Origin of the sequence: Streptomyces sp. NBC_00490 (assembly GCF_036013645.1) — a bacterium.
GTDB lineage: Bacteria > Actinomycetota > Actinomycetes > Streptomycetales > Streptomycetaceae > Streptomyces > Streptomyces canus_F.
In genome coordinates this window covers 7437035-7455234 of sequence record NZ_CP107869.1, presented here as the reverse complement: position 1 = coordinate 7455234, position 18200 = coordinate 7437035, and the positions used below count along the sequence as shown (strand labels likewise).

Genomic DNA, 18200 nt, shown 5'->3' with positions numbered 1-18200 from the left:
ATGGACCACGGGACCGGCCCACGGGATGGGCCGACAACAACCCACCACTCTACTTCGGCGTCGACGCCTCCTTCGCCCGCTCCTCCGCGGGTCCCCGCCGCACCGCACCCGGCGCGTTCCAGTCCTGCCGCTTGCGGGCCCGCTTCTTCGCCGCCTCCGAGGACTGCAACTGGTACGGCACCGAGGTCACCATGACCCCCGGCGTGAACAGCAGCCGGCCCTTGAGCCGCAGCGCGCTCTGGTTGTGCAGCAGATGCTCGTACCAGTGACCGACCACGTACTCCGGGATGATCACGGACACCGCGTCCCGCGGCGACTCCTTGCGCAGGCTCTTCACGTACTCGATGACCGGTCGCGTGATCTCGCGGTACGGCGAGTCCAGCACCTTCAGCGGTACGTCGATCCCGCGCCGCTCCCACTCCTCGCGCAGCGCCTTGGTCTCCGCCGGGTCGACGTTGACGCTCAGGGCCTCCAGCGTGTCCGAGCGCATCAGCTTGGCGTACGCCAGGGCCCGCAGCGTGGGGCGGTGGATCTTGGAGATGAGGACGACGGAGTGCACGCGGGACGGTCGTACGCTGTCGTCGCTCGGGCCCTCGGGGGCCGCGATCTCCTCGGCCACCCGGTCGTAGTGCTTACGGATCGCGGACATCGTCGCGTAGAAGATCACCATGCCGAGCAGGGCGACCCAGGCACCGTGCGTGAACTTGGTGACCAGGACGACGACCAGCACCAGGCCGGTGAAGAAGGCGCCGAAGGCGTTGATGGCCCGGGAGCGGACCATGTGGCGGCGCTTGGCCTCGTCCTTCTCGGCGGCCAGGTGGCGGTTCCAGTGCCGGACCATGCCGGTCTGGCTCAGCGTGAAGGACACGAACACGCCGACGATGTAGAGCTGGATCAGGCGGGTCGAGTCGGCGCCGTAGATCCACACCAGCAGTCCGGCGGCGCCGGCGAGCAGCACGATGCCGTTGGAGAAGGCGAGCCGGTCGCCGCGGGTGTGCAGCTGGCGCGGGAGGTAGCGGTCCTGGGCGAGGATCGAGCCGAGCAGCGGGAAGCCGTTGTACGCCGTGTTCGCGGCGAGGAACAGCACCAGCGCGGTCGCCGCGGCCAGCACGATGAACAGGAAGCTGCCCTTGCCGAAGACGGCCTCGGCGACCTGGGAGATCACCGGGTTCTGGACGTAGTCGGCGCCGACGGCGGCGCCGTCCTTCAGCAGGTCCACGGCCGGGTTCTCGGCCATGCGGACCTTGGTCACCATGGCCAGCGCGATGATGCCGCAGAACATGGTGACGGCGAGCAGACCCATCGCCGCGAGCGTGGTGGCGGCGTTCTTCGACTTGGGCTTGCGGAAGGCCGGGACGCCGTTGGAGATGGCCTCGACGCCGGTGAGGGCGGCACAGCCGGAGGAGAAGGCGCGCAGCAGCAGGAAGACCAGGGCGAAGCCCGCCAGGCCCTGGTGTTCGGCCTTGATCTCGTACGACGCCGTCGGCGCCCGCATGGTCTCGTCGAGGACCAGTCCGCGGAACGCCCCCCACGCGATCATGATGAAGACGCCCACGACGAAGACGTACGTCGGGATCGCGAACAGCGAGCCGGACTCCCGCACGCCCCGCAGGTTCATCACGGTGAGCAGCACGATCACGGCGGTCGCGCAGAGCACCTTGTGCTCGACGACGAAGGGCACCGCGGAGCCGAGGTTCTCGATGCCGGAGGAGATCGAGACGGCCACGGTCAGGACGTAGTCGACGAGCAGGGCGCTGGCGACGGTGAGGCCGGCCTTGGGGCCGAGGTTGGTGTTGGCGACCTCGTAGTCACCGCCCCCGCTCGGGTAGGCGTGGACGTTCTGTCGATAGGAGGCGACCACCGTGAACATCAGCACGACGACCGCGAGGGCGATCCAGGGGCTGAAGTGGTAGGCCGACACACCCGCGATGGACAGGACCAGCAGGACCTCGCCAGGCGCGTACGCCACGGAGGACAGCGGGTCGGAGGCGAAGACGGGGAGGGCGATGCGCTTCGGCAGGAGCGTTTCCCCCAGCCGGTCACTGCGCAGTGCGCGCCCGATCAGAATCCGCTTGGGCACGTCGGTCAGTTTGGACACGACAGAACATCGTAGGCGTTCGAACGGGTGCCCAACCACCCGCCACCCCGCTTGTGCCCTCCGGGTGAAAACACGAGGCGCCCCGGCTGCGGATTCCGCAGGTGGCCGGATGCGCATGCCTATATGACAAAAACCCGTCTGTCGCCCGGGCAGTACCTGCCTCTCGCCGCCCCCTGGAGGTCCCATGCACGCCACCGCGGAGCTGATCGGTGCCGCCGGCACCCTCGTCGGCCTCGGAATCCTGACCCTGGTGAGTGTCCGCAGCATCAGCCGCCGCTGATCGTCCCGATCCCCGGGACAACCGTGCACAGGGGTGCCGCCGTCCTACCGTGCGTGTGTAGCTTGGGCGACGGTCTGAGACCCTGATGGGGCTGAGCAGTATCTCTTGACACCGGAAGGACGGTCGTGCACATCGTCATCATGGGCTGCGGCAGAGTGGGTTCCGCTCTCGCCCAGACCCTGGAGCAACAGGGGCACACGGTCGCCGTGATCGACCAGGACCCCACCGCCTTCCGACGACTGGGCTCCGGGTTCGGAGGCCGGCGTGTCACCGGAGTCGGCTTCGACCAGGACACCCTGCGCGAGGCCGGCATCGAGGAGGCCGGTGCCTTCGCCGCCGTCTCCAGCGGTGACAACTCCAACATCATCGCCGCCCGGGTGGCCCGCGAGATGTTCGGCATCGAGAACGTCGCGGCCCGGATCTACGACCCCCGCCGCGCCGAGGTCTACCAGCGTCTGGGCATCCCGACGGTGGCCACGGTCCGCTGGACAGCCGACCAGATGCTGCGCCGGCTGCTGCCCTCGGGTGCCGAGCCGCTGTGGCGCGACCCCACCGGTGGCGTCCAGCTGGCCGAGGTGCACACCTCCGCCGCCTGGGTGGGCCAGCGGATCAGCCGGCTCCAGGAGGAGACGGGCGTCCGCGTGGCGTTCCTGACCCGCCTCGGCGAGGCGATCCTGCCCAGCTCGCAGACGGTGTTGCAGGAAGGCGACCTGGTGCACGTGATGATGCGCACCGACGAGGTCGACAAGGTCGAGGCGTCATTCGCCAAGGGTCCCGAAGACGAGGGCGGTCACTGATGAGGGTCGCCATTGCCGGTGCCGGTGCGGTGGGCCGCTCGATCGCGGGCGAACTGCTGGAGAACGGCCACGAGGTCCTGCTCGTCGACAAGGCGCCGACCGCCATCTCGGTCGAGCGCGTCCCCCAGGCGGAGTGGCTGCTGGCCGACGCCTGCGAGATCACGTCCCTGGACGAGGCGGCGCTGCAGCGCTGCAACGTGGTGATCGCCGCGACGGGTGACGACAAGGTGAACCTGGTCGTCTCACTGCTCGCGAAGACGGAGTACGGCGTCCCGCGCGTCGTCGCCCGGGTGAACAACCCGAAGAACGAGTGGCTCTTCAACGAGTCCTGGGGCGTGGACGTCGCCGTCTCCACCCCGCGTCTGATGTCGGCCCTGGTCGAGGAGGCGGTGAGCGTCGGCGATCTGGTCCGGCTGCTCCGCTTCAGCCACGGTGACGCCAACCTCGTCGAGCTGACCCTGCCCGAGGAGTCGGCCCTGGCCGGCACCCAGGTCGGCGACGTCGAGTGGCCGCAGGACACGTCCCTGGTGACGATCATCCGCGGCACCCGTGTCCTGACCCCGACCCCGGACGACTCCCTGGAGGCCGGCGACGAACTCCTCTTCGTGGCCGCCCCGGCCCGCGAGGAGCAGCTGGAGGACCTGCTGTCGGTGCGCCGCGAGGACACCGCGAGCTGACGTCGTCCGGCGTGACGACGAGGGAGGGCGCCCCGGGAATCCCGGGGCGCCCTCCCTCGTCGTGACGGAAGTCCTCGACCTACGCGTCGCGCCGGTGCCGGGCGGCGCCGGTCGTCTCGCCGCGCTCCTCGTCCCGTGCCGCCTTGCGCTCCTCCTCCGCCTTCTCGGCCGCCTCCATCTCCGCGAACACGTCGATGGGCGCCGGGGCCTTCGCCAGGAAGACCCAGGTCAGCCAGACGGCGAGCAGGAAGGGGGGGATCTTCAGCCCGACCAGTACCCAGCCCAGCTGTGCCGTGTCGGCCCACCAGTACAGCGGGAAGAGGATGGCGCACTTGGCGAGCAGGATCGCGCCCCACGCGAAACTGGCCTTGGCGTACGCCTTCTTGCGGCCCGGGTTGCGCGTGCGCCAGGAGAGGTTCTCCTTGAAGACCGGGCCGAGGATCAGGCCGATCAGCGGGACCCCGCAGAGCGTGGTGATGATGTAGGCCAGGCCCAGGCCCAGTGTGTAGAGCATGCCGGGCAGGTAGAAGTCCTTGGCGTTGCCCGTCATCATCGCGAAGACGACACCGAAGGCGACGCCGAAGACGCCGCTGAAGGCGTGCTTGACGGTGTCCTTCGTCACCAGGCGGACCACGACCAGGATCAGCGACACCGCGAGCGCGGCGATCGCGGACATGTGGAGGTCCTTGTTGATCGTGTAGATCGTGACGAAGAGGAGGCCCGGCAGCACCGTCTCCACCATGCCCCGCAGGCCTCCGAAGGCCTCGAACAGCGCGGCCTCGGTCACCGCCCGGGCGTCGTGCTGCTCAGTGTCTTCGGTCGGCTTGTCGAGCGACGTCACCGGCTACTCCCTACCGAGGGGTCTCAGTTCGTATTTCGGGTTGAACAGCACCCGGCGGCCCCGGCTCATCGAGATCCGGCCCGATGCGATCAGCTTGCGCCCCGGTTCGATCCCCACGATGGAGCGCCTGCCGAGCCACACCACGTCCAGTGCGGCGGAGCCGTCGAACAGCTCGGCCTCCAGCGCGGGGACACCGGCTCTGGGACGCAGCGTGACCGTGCGCAAGGTACCAGTAACGGTCACGATCTGTCGGTCGTGGCAGTCACCGATCTTGATGCAGCCTGCGGTCTCGGCGTCCTCCCGCAGCTCCTCCGACTCCAGGTCCTCCTGCGACGAGGAGAGCCTGTCGAGCATGCGCCGGAACCGGCCCACCGGCTTTTCGGAACGCGGAACAGCACTCATATGTGAAGCGTACCGGGGTGCACTGACACGTTCGTACCCGCAGTACTAGCCCTCGAACCGATAGCCCATACCAGGCTCGGTAATGAAGTGCCGGGGATGCGAGGGGTCCGCCTCCAGCTTTCTGCGCAGTTGGGCCATGTAGACCCGCAGGTAGTTCGTCTCGGTTCCGTACGAGGGCCCCCACACCTCCTGGAGCAGCTGTTTCTGGCTGACCAGACGGCCGGTGTTGCGCACCAGCACCTCCAGCAGATGCCACTCCGTGGGGGTCAGGCGTACGTCCTTGCCGGCCCGGTTGACCTTCTTGGCGGCGAGGTCGACGGTGAACTCCTCGGTCTCCACCGTCGTCACGTCGTCCTCGCCCGGTCCGACCGGCTCGGCCCGCCGGACCGCCGCCCGCAGCCGGGCCAGCAGCTCGTCCATGCCGAAGGGCTTGGTGACGTAGTCGTCGGCGCCCGCGTCGAGGGCCTCGACCTTCTCGTCGGAGGAGTGCCGGGCGGACAGCACCAGGATCGGCACCCGGGTCCAGCCGCGCAGGCCGCGGATCACCTCGACGCCGTCCATGTCGGGCAGGCCGAGGTCGAGGACGACCACGTCGGGGTGGCGGGCGGCGGCCAGCTCGAGGGCGGTGGCGCCGTCGTGGGCCGCGTCGACCTCGTACTTGCGGGCCTTGAGGTTGATCACGAGGGCGCGCACGATCTGCGGCTCGTCTTCGATCACGAGCACCCGGGTCATGTGACCTGCCTTTCGGGTTGTACGACCGGTTGTGGCTCAGGCTGCGATCCTGCCGCCCTGAGCGTGAGGACCATCGTCAGGCCGCCGCCCGGCGTGTCCTCGGCGGTCAGCGTGCCGCTCATCGCCTCGGCGAAGCCCCGGGCCACCGCGAGGCCCAGCCCGACCCCGGCGCCGCGCGGGGCGTCGCCGTAGCGCTGGAAGGGCGCGAAGATGCGCTCCTTGGCCTCGTCGGGGACGCCGGGGCCGCCGTCGACCACCCGGACCTCGACCCGGTCGGCGATGGCGCTGGCGGCCACCAGGACGGCCTGGCCGGGCGGGCTGTACTTGACGGCGTTCTCGACGAGGTTGGCCACGGACCGCTCCAGCAGTCCGGGGTCCACGGCGACCATGGGCAGCGTCTCGGGAATGTCCAGCTCGACGCTGTCCTCGGGAACCCCGCCCAGCGCCATGGGGACGACCTCGTCGAGGTCGATCTCCCGGATCAGCGGGGTGACGGTGCCGGTCTGGAGCCGGGACATGTCGAGGAGGTTCCCGACGAGGTGGTCGAGCCGGTCGGCCCCTTCCTCGATGCCCTCCAGCAATTCCGCCTGGTCCTCCTCGGACCACGCCACGTCGTCGGACCGCAGGGAGGACACCGCCGCCTTGATCCCGGCCAGGGGCGTCCGCAGATCATGGCTCACGGCGGCGAGCAGCGCCGTCCGGATCCGGTTGCCCTCCGCCAGCGTGCGGGCCCGGTCGGCTTCCTCCCGGAGCCGCCGCCGGTCCAGCGCGACGGCCGCCTGCGCGGCGAAGGCGGCCAGTACCCGGCGGTCCTCCGCGGGCAGCACCCGCCCGGTCAGCGCGAGGGCCATGTGGTCGCCGACCGGCACGTCCACGTCCGCGTCCTCCGGCCGCTCCACCGGGCGCCCGAGCCCGGCCCGGCCCGCGCAGGTCCACGGTTCGACGTCGCTCACGCGCTCCAGCAGGGCCGCCGACTCCATCGCGAAGGTCTCCCGGACCCGCTCCAGCAGCTCCTCCAGGCCGGTCTCGCCGCGCAGCACGTTGCCCGCGAGGAAGGAGAGGATCTCCGACTCGGCCCGCAGCCGCGCCGCCTGATGTGTGCGCCGGGCAGCGAGGTCGACCACCGAGGAGACCGAGACACCGACGCCGACGAAGATCGCGATGGCGACGATGTTCTTGGGGTCGGCGATGGTCCAGTGGTGCAGCGGTGGTGTGTAGAAGTAGTTCAGCAGCAGGGAGCCGACGGCGGCCGAGGCCAGCGCGGGCGCCAGTCCGCCGAGCAGGGCGGCCGCGACCGTGACGGTCAGGAACAGCAGCATGTCGTTGGCCAGGCCGAGGTCGACGGTGCTGAGCAGCACGGCCAGGACCGGTGGGCCGGCCACCCCGACCGCCCAGCCCCAGATGTTCCGGGCCCGTCCGAGCCGGGCGCCCCGGGCCACGGGCAGTCCGCGCCCCTTGGCGACCTCGTCGTGGGTGACGATGTGGACGTCCAGGTCGGGCCCTGACTCGCGGGCGACCGTGGCGCCGACTCCGGGGCCGAAGACGTACTGCCAGGTCTTGCGGCGGGAGGACCCGAGGACGATCTGGGTGGCGTTGGCACCGCGTGCGAAGTCGAGCAGCGCCGCGGGTATGTCGTCGCCGACGACGTGGTGGAAGGTGCCGCCGAGGTCCTCGACGAGGGTGCGCTGGACGGCGAGTTCCTTGGGCGAGGCGGCGGTGAGTCCGTCGCTGCGGGCTATGTACACGGCGAGCACTTCCCCGCCGGCGCCCTTCTCGGCGAGCCGTGCGGCCCGCCGGATCAGCGTCCGTCCCTCCGGGCCGCCGGTCAGCCCGACCACGATCCGCTCCCGCGAACCCCAGATCTTCGACACCCGGTGCTCACTGCGGTACTGCGTGAGGTACTCGTCGACCCGGTCCGCCACCCACAGCAGCGCCAGCTCCCGCAGGGCGGTGAGGTTCCCCGGCCGGAAGTAGTTCGACAGCGCCGCGTCGACCTTGTCGGACCGGTAGATGTTGCCGTGCGCCATCCGCCTCCGCAGCGCCTGCGGCGACATGTCGACAAGCTCGATCTGATCCGCCCGCCGCACCACCTCGTCCGGCACGGTCTCGCGCTGCCGTACCCCGGTGATCGACTCGACGACGTCCCCCAGCGACTCCAGATGCTGGATGTTGACGGTGGACACCACGTCGATCCCGGCCGCGAGGAGCTCCTCCACGTCCTGCCACCGCTTGGCGTTGCGGGAGCCGGGGACATTGGTGTGGGCGAGTTCGTCCACCAGGGCGACGGCGGGGGCGCGGCGCAGTACGGCGTCCACGTCCATCTCGGTGAAGGCGCTCCCCCGATACGCGAGCTCCCGGCGCGGGATCCGCTCCAGACCGTGCAGCATCACCTCGGTACGGGGCCGGCCGTGGTGCTCGACGAACGCCACCACGCAGTCGGTGCCCCGCTCGGTCCTGCGGTGTCCCTCGGACAGCATCGCGTACGTCTTGCCGACGCCCGGTGCCGCACCGAGGTAGATCCGAAGCCTGCCGCGTCCCATGGGTCCCATTGTCTTTCGGTCATCACTGCCTGCGCAGCGTCGACCTTACGACCAGCAATCGCGGCAAACGGGGCGGAGGGGCGCCGCCGGAGCCGTCTTTGACGCAACCCTGACGGCACACCCGCGACGGCCGGCCCTGCGCGGTCTCCCCGTCTAGACCTCGACGATCTCCCCGTCGCCCAGCTCCAGCACCCGGTCGGCGAGATCCAGCAGGGTCGCGTCGTGCGTGGCGACCAGCGCGGTGACGTTCTCGCTGCGTACGACGGCCCGCAGCAGCTCCATCACGGCGTGTCCGGTCTCCGCGTCGAGCTGGCCGGTGGGCTCGTCGGCGATCAGCAGCGAGGGGCTGTTGGCGAGGGCGCGGGCGATGGCGACGCGCTGCTGCTGGCCGCCGGAGAGCTCGGTGGGCCGCTGCGCCGCGTGGTCGGCGAGGCCCACCAGGGACAGCAGCAGCTCGACGCGCTCCTCACGCGCGCGTGCCTCGGCCCGGCGCAGCCGCATCGGGACGCCGACGTTCTCGGCGGCGGTGAGGATCGGGATGAGCCCGAAGGACTGGAAGACGAAGCCGATGCTGTCGCGGCGCAGGGCGAGCAGCCCGTCCTCGTCGAGCCCGGCGAGGTCGCGGCCGTCGACCTCGACACGCCCCTCGTCGGGGGTGTCGAGTCCGCCGACGATGTTGAGGAGCGTGGTCTTCCCGGACCCCGACCGTCCCTTCAGGGCGACGAGTTCACCGCGCGGCACCTCCAGGGAGACCCCGCGCAGGGCGTGGACGATGCCCGCTCCGCGCCCGAAGGACTTGTGGACGTTCTCGACCCGCACCATGGTCTCGGTGACCACCTGGCTCATCTGCCGCTCCCCCGTGACGCCTTCGACCGGGCGCCAGTATCCCCACCGGACGCCCGGCCGATCAACGGTTTCAGCTCAGGTTGTCCCCGTGGGTGAGGGTCTCCCAGGCCACGAACAGGTTGTTGCTGCCGGCCGGGCGGTTCCGCTCGGTCAGCGTCTGCGTATTAGTCATGCCCATGCCAAGCCTGTTGTGCAGGGCGTTGTAGCCGACCTCGGTGACCGGCCCGAGGCCCAGATGCAGCGACCCGCCGCACAGCCAGCTCGGCACGGCCGTACCCAGCTCGTACTTGGCCTGGAACCCGAGCGCCTGCCGCAGCCGCTCGCCCACGTCGGTGCCGTACAGATCCTGCCCCTGGATGCGGCTGGTCTCGGCGATGTGCGAGATCGCGGAGATGCCGTACCCGGTGTGCGTGAAGTCGCGGCAGGTCTCCTGGGTGAGGCCGGCGACGAACGTGGACTGCCCCTGCCAGTACCTGACGACCTTGTCCCGGGTGTCGAGGTTCTGGCTCGGAACGGTCTTCGGCAGATCGCCGTCGGAGGCGAGATAGACGTAGGCGGCGGTGCGGGTGCGGAACTTCGCCATGGCCTTGTCGTAGGACGTCCGGTCCTCCAGGAAGACGGAGATGCCGACGGCGGCCTCCATCATCGACAGCTCCCAATTGCCGTTGGAGTTCGAGCCGTTGATGATCTCCGGGAGGTAGACATCGCGGAGCATGGTCGCGAAGCGCCCGGAGTTGGCCCAGCCGCCCGTGTACGTGTGCTTGATGATCTCGGCCGCCTTCGGCCAGGAGGAGCCGGCCCAGCCGGTCTGGAGGGGCGCGTTGCTGTTGGTGTGGTCCGTGATCACCGCCGACCAGGCGTCCATCAGCTGGATCGACTTCTTCGCGTAACGCTCGTCGCGGGTGATGTACCAGGCGAGCGCCTGTGTGTACGCGGCGATGGCGTCCTCGCGCTCGTCGGTGCAGCCGTAGTTGGGGTTCGAGTACGAGCCGCACTCGACGACCGCGCGGGGCTTGGGGGTGCGGTTCAGATCGGCGTACCTGCTCGCCATCATCTGGTCGTAGGCGCCCTTCCAGGGCTGGGCGCCGGCGTTGACCTTGGCTCGGGCGAAGTCCAACTGCCCCTGGGAGACGGTGACTCCGGGATGGGCGAAGGTGGCGGGAGCGGCGTCGGCGGGCCGGACGAGGGCGCCGGCGACGAGCGCGGCGACGGCGGCGAGGAGAGCGGTTCTGCGCATACGTGGGGGGCCTTCCGTTCTCGTATATGAACGCGAAGCGCCTTTATGAACAGACGCGTTGGCCGGAGACGGTAGGTACAGACCAATGCGCCGTCAAGGGTTCACGCACGAGAAAGGGCCGCACCCCCGGTGGGGGTGCGGCCCTCGTGGTTCTACGACGCTCAGCGGACCTCGGTGATCTCCGGGCCGCGCTGGAGCTGGCCCATGCCGCCGGAGAAGCGGGAGCCCTCCTGTTCCTGCTGCTGGACGCCCTCGGGGACCATCTGGGCGTCGTTCGGCAGCTTGAGGACGATCGGATCGCGCGGAGCCATCGGGCCCTCGCCGCGGACCACGACCGTGTCCCGGAAGATCTGCTCGAGAAGACCCGCGGCCTGCGGCTGCACCGCGCCCTGGCCCGAGATCACACCGCGCAGGAACCAGCGCGGACCGTCCACACCGACGAACCGCACGACCTGGAAGCCGCCCGTGCCGTCCGGCAGCTGCACCGGCACCTGGGCCCGCAGCTCCCAGCCCAGCGGACCCTCGACCTCGTCGACGATGCCGCCCTGCTGGGTGATGCCGGTGGCGATCTCCTCGCGCACCTCGCCCCAGATGCCCTCGCGCTTGGGAGCGGCGAAGGCCTGCAGCTGGACGGCGCTGTCGCGCAGCACGACGGTCGCCGCGACGATCGCGTCACCCGCGACCTCGACCCGCAGCTCCATGCCGTCGACGCCGGGCACGAAGAGACCGCCCAGGTCCACGCGGCCCTCGCCGGGCTCGCGCACCTCGGTGTCGTCCCAGGGCCCGTCGGGCCGCGGCTCGGGCTCGAGCCTCACGCGCTCGCGCGCGCCGTTCTCGTCGTCCGCCTCAGTGTCGACACTGTCGACGACCTGCTCGGCCTCGCCGGCCGCGTCCTCGGCGGCACCCTTCTTCTTGCGACGTCCGAACACGTCACTGTCCTTCCCGGTCGGATACGACCGAAGCGTATCGATTCCCACCCGTTGTGCCGCCGTCGGCGGCCTGACCGCTTGTGCTGCTCGCCCCGGCCACCGCGGCATGGCCTCCGGTGGACCCGAAGCCCCCTTCGGCCCGCGCCGAGTCGGGAAGTTCCGCGACCTCCTGGAAGCGGACCCGTTCGACCTGCTGGACGACCAGTTGGGCGATCCGGTCGAAGCGCTCGAACCGCACCACCTCGCGCGGGTCGAGATTCACCACGATCACCTTGATCTCCCCACGGTACCCGGCATCAACCGTCCCTGGGGCATTCACGAGAGCGACACCGCAGCGGGCGGCGAGGCCGGATCGGGGGTGCACGAAGGCCGCGTACCCCGCCGGGAGCGCCACAGACACCCCGGTGGGCAGCACGGCCCGCTCGCCAGGCTTCAGTTCACAGCTCTCGGTGGTGCGCAGATCGGCCCCCGCGTCACCGGGGTGCGCGTACGACGGAAGCGGTACGTCGGGGTCGACGCGCCGGATCAGCACGCTCAGGGGTTCACGGCTCACGGGTTCACCTCGAAGGCACGGGCACGCCGGACCTGGTCCGGGTCGTCCATGGCGGCCCGGATCTCCTCCGGGCGGCCGTTGTCGATGAAGTGGTCGACCTTCACCTCGATGAAGAGCGCCTCGGCACGGACGGCGACGGGCCCGTCGGGGCCGCCGATCCGTCCGGTGGCAGTCGAGTAGATCTTCCGTCCCGCGACGGCCGTCACCTCGGCCTCCAGATGGAGCACCGTGCCGACCGGGACGGGCCGCACGAAGTCGGTCTCCAGGCGTCCGGTCACCGCGATCGTCCGCAGCAACCAGTTCAGCGAGCCGAGCGTCTCGTCGAGGGCGGTCGCGAGCACGCCGCCGTGCGCGAGGCCCGGTGCGCCCTGGTGGGCGGACCGCACGGTGAACTCGGCGGTCACCGAGACCCCTTCGCCGGCCCGGGCCTCCAGGTGCAGTCCGTGGGCCTGCTCGCCGCCGCAGCCGAAGCACTGGCCGTAGTGCGCGCCGAGGAGCTCGCCGGGTGCGGGCGCGTCGGGGTGACGCACCGGCTGCACGGCGTCGGCGGGAGGCTGAAGAGCTGCGGAACTACCACTCACAGCCGCAGACCTTACCCGTCCGCCCGCCTCCCACCGCCACCCTGCCTGACAGCGCTTCGCACTGGCTCCCCCTGACAGCGGCCCGGTTCTCACACCGTGCCAAGCTTGGCCTCATGCAGCTTTCCGCCGCCCCCTACGAAGAACGCCTCACCGCCCCCCGCTCGTGGTGGCTCATCTCGTTCCTGGTGGGGGTCTCCTTCGCTCTGATCCTGCTGCCGTTCGGCACGCTGCCGCTGCTCGGCGGCCTGGTCGGCGGCACCGCGGTCGCGGCCGTCGCCGCCAGCTCGTACGGCTCGCTCCGCATCCGCGTGGTCGGCGGCTCGCTGATCGCCGGCGAGGCGAAGATCCCGGTCACGGCGCTGGGTGCGGCGGAGGTACTGGACGCGGAGGAGGCGCGCGCCTGGCGCACGTACAAGGCCGACACCCGCGCCTTCCTGCTGCTGCGCGCCTACATCCCGACGGCGTTGCGCGTGGAGGTCACGGACCCCGAGGACCCGACGCCGTACCTGTATCTGTCGACGCGGGAGCCGGAGCGGCTGGCGGAGGCGATCAAGCAGGCGCGGGACGCCGCCTAGAACGTTCGCGCGAGGCTTCACTCCGCACTGACCCGTTTTCCGACGGGCCCGTAATCTCACGGAACTCTTACCGGGTTCCGCCGTCCTCCCCGTGTCCCCGCCCGAGCTCCTTCGCGATGTCCCCGATCTCCAGGGGGTGCGCCGGCGCCTCCAGCGGCGGGAGCGCGTCGAGGGTGTCCCAGGGCACCTGGATCTTGCGCAGGTCCGCGCGGATGCGCGCGGCGAGCTTCCTGGTGTCCCTGCGGTTCATGACCGCGCCCACGGCGGCGCCGACCATGAACGGCATCAGGTTCGGCAGGTTCCGGACCATCCGCTTCATGATCTGCTGCCGCAGCTGCTGCTTCATCGGGCCGCTGAGAGCGGAGTTGATCGTCGACGGCTTGGTCACGTCGATGCCGCGCTCCCCCGACCAGGAGTTCAGATACACGGTGCTGCGGTCCTTGAGACCGCCCGGCGGCCGCAGGCCGTAGACCTCGTGGAGCTCGGCGATCAGCTTCAGCTCGATCGCCGCGACCCCGGTGATCTCCGCGGCCAGCTCCGTCGGCATGGCCGGCGGGACAGGCAGCATCGCCGCCGCGCCGATCCCGGCTCCGACGGTCGAGGAGGCGTTCGCGGCACCCGCCACGAGCTTGTCGGCGAGCTGCTCGGGCCCGAGGCCGGGGAACTGCCTGCGGAGCGTCTGGAGGTCGCGTACGGGGATCCGCGGGGCATTGTCGATGATTCGGTCGGCGAGGTACGCCAAGCCCGCCCTGGCGCGGCTGCCGCTTCTGCGGACGCCTTCCCCGACCTTCTCGCGCATCACCGCGACCCGTCGCCTGGCGACGGGCGCGGGATGGTCCGCGGACGCCGGGAAGTCACCCCGGCCGGCCGCGGGTTCGAGCGAGGCTCCCGTACCTGATGAGCCCCGCTCGTCGTCACGCGCACCGTGAGGGCCGTCGGACGGCCCTTGGTCCGCTCCCGGCAGGGGGGAGCGGCGCTTCCAAGGAGGGGTCGAGCCAGTCACGGCCGACCCGCCCTCAGTCGCAGTCGCGGCAGATCGGCTGACCGTTCTTCTCTCGGGCCAGCTGGCTGCGGTGGTGCACCAGGAAGCAGCTCATGCAAGTGAACTCGTCCTGCTGCTTGGGCAGTACCCGGACGGCCAGCTCTTCGTTCGAGAGGTCCGCGCCGGGCAGTTCGAGGCCTTCGGCGGCTTCGAACTCGTCGACATCCACTGCGGAGGTCGACTTGTCGTTCCGGCGAGCCTTCAGTTCTTCAAGGCTGTCCGAGTCGACGTCGTCGTCGGTCTTGCGTGGGGTGTCGTAATCCGTTGCCATGTCGCTCTCCCCCTCTGGGTGTCTGCGGTGTCTCCAGCGCACGTAACGCGTGAGAGGCCGGACTTGTGCCCGACCCGAGGCGGAGATTTTGCCTCACATCAAGGTCTGTTACTCAATCGACACCCAACCGGACTCCTCATGAGTGATCGGCTGGGATGGCGATGGGGACCGTACACGGTCCGAATGCCGCACTTCAAAGGCGTCTCACCGTGTACTTCCCGTGATCAAGCCCCTCGAAAACCCGGACTTTCCCGGCTTTCCGACAGCATTCCTGATCACTGACAGTAGATGGCCGGAAATTCGCCCTTGTGATCGATCACACACGGGACAGCTCGACGAGTGCCCAGAAAATTCCGCGCAAAGCGAACATCCCCGTGTGTCGGCGACATGATCTCAGATCGGCAGGGTGACCCGCATCACGAGGCCTCCCCCCTCTCGCGGCTGTGCATAAATGTGCCCGCCGTGCGCCCGGGCAACCGAGCGGACGATGGACAATCCCAGACCGACACCCTTGTCGCTGCCGGTGCGATCGGCACCCCGGAGCCGCTTGAACGGCTCGAAGAGGTTGTCGATCTCGTACGCCGGAACGACCGGGCCCGTGTTCGACACGACCAGAACCGCCTGGCCGTGCAGGACCTCGGTGGTGACCTCGACCCAGCCGTCCTTCTGCACGTTGTACCGCACGGCGTTCTGCACGAGGTTCAGCGCGATCCGCTCCAGCAGCACGCCGTTGCCCTGGACGACCGCGGACTGCCGCTCACCGCGGATCACGACGCCCTTCGCCTCGGCCTCCCCGTACACCTGGTCGACCGCCTGCTCGGCGACCTCGGCGAGGTCCACGGGCTTGCGTTCGATGATCTGGTTGTCGCTGCGGGCGAGCAGCAGCAGGCCCTCCACGAGCTGCTCACTGCGCTCGTTGGTGGCCAGCAGCGTCTTGCCCAGCTGCTGGAGCTCCATCGGCGCGCCCGGGTCGGAGAGGTGCACCTCGAGCAGTGTGCGGTTGATCGCGAGGGGCGTCCTCAGTTCGTGCGAGGCGTTGCCGACGAACCTCTGCTGGGCCGTGAAGGCCCGCTCCAGGCGCTCCAGCATGTCGTCGAAGGTGTCGGCCAGCTCCTTCAGCTCGTCGTCCGGGCCGTCCAGCTCGATCCGCCGGGCCAGGTCCGAGCCGGCCACCGCGCGTGCGGTCCGGGTGATCCGGCCCAGCGGCGACAGGACCCGGCCGGCCATGGCGTAACCGAACGCGAAGGCGATGATCGCGAGGCCGAGGAGGGCGAGGAGGGAACGGCTGAGGAGGTTGTCGAGGGCGTGCTGGCGCTGCTCGTTCACACACTCGTTGAGCGCGTGGTTGAGCTCGGCCGCCGACAGCTGGGTGGACACGATGTTGCAGTTCTCGCTGGACACCGTGCCGGTGACGATCTTGAAGGGCAGGTCGCTGCCGACCTTCAGCGCGTTCGCGGCCAGCAGGTAGATGATCGACAGGAGCAGGATGCCGGCGATCAGGAACATGCCGCCGTACAGCAGCGTGAGACGTATGCGGATGGTCGGGCGCAGCCAGGGGAACGGCGCTTCGACCCGTCGCGGGTCCCAGGTGGGCTTCGGAGGCGCCCCGGGAGGCGCGGGAGCGGCGGCCACGGCGGATCAGATCCGGTAGCCGGAGCCGGGCACGGTGACGATGACCGGCGGCTCGCCCAGCTTGCGGCGCAGGGTCATGACGGTGACCCGGACGACGTTGGTGAACGGGTCGGTGTTCTCGTCCCAGGCCTTCTCCAGGAGCTGCTCCGCGGAGACGACCGCGCCCTCGGAGCGCATCAGCACCTCCAGGACGGCGAACTCCTTGGGCGCGAGCTGCACCTCCTTGCCGTCCCGGAAGACCTCGCGGCGGTTCGGGTCGAGTTTGATGCCGGCGCGCTCCAGGACGGGCGGCAGCGGCATGCTGGTGCGGCGGCCGAGGGCACGCACGCGTGCCGTCAGCTCGCTGAACGCGAAGGGCTTGGGCAGGTAGTCGTCGGCGCCGATCTCCAGGCCCTCGACACGGTCGCTGACGTCGCCGGACGCCGTGAGCATCAGCACGCGCGTGGGCATGCCGAGCTCGACGATCTTGCGGCAGACGTCGTCGCCGTGCACCAGCGGGAGGTCACGGTCGAGGACGACCACGTCGTAGTCGTTGACGCCGATGCGCTCCAGGGCGGCCGCGCCGTCGTACACGACGTCGACGGCCATGGCCTCCCGGCGCAGTCCGGTGGCCACCGCATCGGCGAGCAGTTGCTCGTCCTCGACGACGAGTACGCGCACGTCGCTTGTCCTTCCTGTGTCCACCCGCGTAGCGCCGCAAGGGCACGCGGGCAGGGGCCTTGGTGAGTGTGTTGACCTCCATCCTGCCCTTTTCGGTCATAAGTCGGCTGTAAGACGGGGAAGGGCCGTCTGAAGGCCAGGTGTGGGCCCGGGTGAAGGTCAGGTGTGAAGCCGGGGAATGCGAGATTTTCTCGTCGGGTTGAGGTTTCCGTGGAAGAGAGCGCGGGGAGGACGGCTTTACACCCCGCGATCACGCTCTGCATGTGCCGCAGCACCATGCGGTGCACCGCAATCCGCTTTCCGCAGAGCGGGCGTGGGTGTCCGGCGCCGCCGCCGCCCAGCAGGGCAGCGCTGGGCATCTGCTGGAGGCGTGATCGCCCCTTCCCAACGGCACACCCCCGTGCCACCGACCCACGACCCAGGACGAGGGGGCGCAGCATGGACGCATTCACCGCAGGACTTCTGCAGCGCATAAGGGCGACCGAGACCGACCTGACGCGGGCTCGTAACGAGGGCGACGACTTCCTCGTCGAGGTGGAGCAGGGCGAGCTCGAAGACCTGCGCCGCCTTGCCGCCGAACATGGTGTGGAGGTCAGCGCCTAGCGTCTGATCGGCTTTGAGCACGACCGTGGGCCCCGGTGAATCCAGCGCCGGGGCCCACTGGCTTGCGTGGTGTCGGTGCCCGTCAGTCGTGCCAGGCGCCGAAGTCCTCCAGGAGCCGCTGGAGGGGCTCGAAGACGCCCGGGGTGCCGGCGATCGCCAGATCCCGTGCGGGGCGCTCTCCGGGGCGTCCACCGGTCAGGGCACCCGCCTCCCGGGCGATCAGGTCGCCCGCCGCGAGGTCCCAGGGGTTCAGGCCGCGTTCGTAGTAGCCGTCGAGGCGGCCCGCGGCCACGTCGCACAGGTCCACCGCGGCCGATCCGCTGCGGCGGATGTCCCGGAGCAGCGGGATCAGTTTCCGGGCGACCTCGGCCTGATGGGCCCGGACCTCCAGGACGTAGTTGAAGCCCGTCGAGACCAGCGCCTGGTCCAGGGGAGGTGCCGGGCGGCAGGCCAGCCTGCGTTCGCCCTCCCACGCGCCCGTGGCCCAGGCGCCCTCGCCCTTCACCGCGTGGTACGTCTCGCCGCGCATCGGGGCCGCCACCACTCCGGCGACCGTCTCGCCGTCCTGCTCGGCCGCGATGGAGACGGCCCAAGTGGGCAGGCCGTACAGGTAGTTGACCGTGCCGTCGAGCGGGTCGATCACCCAGCGGATGCCGCTGGTGCCCTCGCTGGAGGCGCCCTCCTCGCCGAGGAAGCCGTCGTCGGGGCGGTGGGAGGCGATCAGGTCCGTGATCAGTTTCTCCGCCGCGATGTCCATCTCGGTGACCACGTCGATGGGGCTCGACTTGGTGGCGGCCACCGCCAGATCGGCCGGGCGGCCGTCCCTGAGGAGGGCACCGGCCTTGCGGGCGGCCTCCTGGGCGAGCTGAAGCAGTTCCGTGTGCAGAGGGGCGGTCACGGGGTT

At 70.1% G+C, this 18200-nt stretch carries 19 protein-coding genes; 4 read left to right on the top strand and 15 right to left on the bottom strand.

Features of this window, described 5'->3' with window-relative positions; all coding sequences use genetic code 11:
- Positions 1-49: 49 nt before the first annotated feature.
- Positions 50-2098 carry an APC family permease gene (locus tag OG381_RS34100; RefSeq protein WP_327719830.1) on the bottom strand — a complete coding sequence of 683 codons (2049 nt, stop codon included), beginning with the start codon at positions 2096-2098 and terminating at the stop codon, positions 50-52.
- A gap of 405 nt (positions 2099-2503) precedes the next feature.
- Between OG381_RS34100 and OG381_RS34095 the strand changes: the two genes are divergently transcribed.
- Both OG381_RS34095 and OG381_RS34090 read left to right on the top strand, forming a co-directional pair.
- Complete coding sequence (locus OG381_RS34095) at positions 2504-3175, top strand: potassium channel family protein (RefSeq protein WP_327719829.1); 672 nt, start codon at positions 2504-2506, stop codon at positions 3173-3175.
- Positions 3175-3852, top strand: coding sequence for a potassium channel family protein (locus OG381_RS34090; protein ID WP_327719828.1), 678 nt, complete (start codon positions 3175-3177; stop codon positions 3850-3852). Before OG381_RS34095 ends, OG381_RS34090 begins: the two co-directional genes overlap by 1 nt.
- Before the next feature lie 79 nt (positions 3853-3931).
- Here OG381_RS34090 and OG381_RS34085 read toward each other — a convergent pair whose 3' ends face one another.
- The 9 genes from OG381_RS34085 to OG381_RS34045 form a co-directional block, all read right to left on the bottom strand.
- The gene (locus OG381_RS34085; RefSeq protein ID WP_327719827.1) at positions 3932-4693 is read right to left on the bottom strand and encodes a DUF3159 domain-containing protein; all 762 of its coding nucleotides are present in this window, start codon (positions 4691-4693) and stop codon (positions 3932-3934) included.
- A 3-nt stretch (positions 4694-4696) separates the two neighbouring features.
- Positions 4697-5095 (bottom strand): OB-fold nucleic acid binding domain-containing protein, encoded by a 399-nt coding sequence (locus OG381_RS34080; protein WP_046257102.1) that lies wholly within the window; start codon positions 5093-5095, stop codon positions 4697-4699.
- A 45-nt stretch (positions 5096-5140) separates the two neighbouring features.
- Positions 5141-5827: a response regulator gene (locus tag OG381_RS34075; RefSeq protein WP_327719826.1), complete on the bottom strand. Its 687-nt coding sequence runs from the start codon at positions 5825-5827 to the stop codon at positions 5141-5143.
- Positions 5824-8367, bottom strand: coding sequence for a sensor histidine kinase KdpD (locus OG381_RS34070; protein WP_327719825.1), 2544 nt, complete (start codon positions 8365-8367; stop codon positions 5824-5826). Before OG381_RS34070 ends, OG381_RS34075 begins: the two co-directional genes overlap by 4 nt.
- Positions 8368-8520: 153 nt before the next feature.
- Positions 8521-9213, bottom strand: coding sequence for an ABC transporter ATP-binding protein (locus tag OG381_RS34065; protein WP_327719824.1), 693 nt, complete (start codon positions 9211-9213; stop codon positions 8521-8523).
- Between the two features lie 70 nt (positions 9214-9283).
- A complete protein-coding gene (locus OG381_RS34060) occupies positions 9284-10450 on the bottom strand; it encodes an alginate lyase family protein (RefSeq protein ID WP_327719823.1) in 1167 nt (388 codons plus the stop codon).
- Between the two features lie 161 nt (positions 10451-10611).
- Positions 10612-11379, bottom strand: a complete 768-nt coding sequence (locus OG381_RS34055) for a DUF3710 domain-containing protein (protein WP_327719822.1) — start codon at positions 11377-11379, stop codon at positions 10612-10614.
- A 1-nt stretch (position 11380) separates the two neighbouring features.
- The gene (dut, locus tag OG381_RS34050) at positions 11381-11932 is read right to left on the bottom strand and encodes a dUTP diphosphatase (protein WP_327719821.1); all 552 of its coding nucleotides are present in this window, start codon (positions 11930-11932) and stop codon (positions 11381-11383) included.
- Entirely contained in the window at positions 11929-12513 is a 585-nt protein-coding gene (locus tag OG381_RS34045; RefSeq protein ID WP_327719820.1) for a PaaI family thioesterase, read from the bottom strand. The genes dut and OG381_RS34045 overlap by 4 nt, the downstream gene beginning before the upstream one ends.
- 113 nt (positions 12514-12626) lie before the next feature.
- Between OG381_RS34045 and OG381_RS34040 the strand changes: the two genes are divergently transcribed.
- On the top strand, positions 12627-13088 hold the full coding sequence (locus OG381_RS34040) for a DUF3093 domain-containing protein (protein ID WP_307024918.1): 462 nt from the start codon (positions 12627-12629) through the stop codon (positions 13086-13088).
- Positions 13089-13155: 67 nt separating this feature from the next.
- Here the strand turns inward: OG381_RS34040 and OG381_RS34035 are convergent, their stop codons facing one another.
- The 4 genes from OG381_RS34035 to OG381_RS34020 form a co-directional block, all read right to left on the bottom strand.
- Entirely contained in the window at positions 13156-14091 is a 936-nt protein-coding gene (locus OG381_RS34035; RefSeq protein ID WP_327719819.1) for a hypothetical protein, read from the bottom strand.
- 13 nt (positions 14092-14104) lie between these two features.
- Positions 14105-14401 (bottom strand): DUF4193 domain-containing protein, encoded by a 297-nt coding sequence (locus OG381_RS34030; protein WP_005481602.1) that lies wholly within the window; start codon positions 14399-14401, stop codon positions 14105-14107.
- Positions 14402-14794: 393 nt separating this feature from the next.
- Positions 14795-16033, bottom strand: coding sequence for a sensor histidine kinase (locus OG381_RS34025; protein WP_327719817.1), 1239 nt, complete (start codon positions 16031-16033; stop codon positions 14795-14797).
- A gap of 6 nt (positions 16034-16039) precedes the next feature.
- The gene (locus OG381_RS34020) at positions 16040-16693 is read right to left on the bottom strand and encodes a response regulator transcription factor (protein ID WP_046257092.1); all 654 of its coding nucleotides are present in this window, start codon (positions 16691-16693) and stop codon (positions 16040-16042) included.
- 438 nt (positions 16694-17131) lie between these two features.
- On the opposite strand from OG381_RS34020, the gene OG381_RS34015 reads away from it, so the two are divergent.
- Positions 17132-17296, top strand: coding sequence for a hypothetical protein (locus tag OG381_RS34015; RefSeq protein ID WP_199924513.1), 165 nt, complete (start codon positions 17132-17134; stop codon positions 17294-17296).
- An 82-nt stretch (positions 17297-17378) separates the two neighbouring features.
- On the opposite strand, the gene OG381_RS34010 is transcribed toward OG381_RS34015, so the two are convergent.
- Entirely contained in the window at positions 17379-18194 is an 816-nt protein-coding gene (locus OG381_RS34010; RefSeq protein ID WP_327719816.1) for an inositol monophosphatase family protein, read from the bottom strand.
- Between the last annotated feature and the right edge of the window lie 6 nt (positions 18195-18200).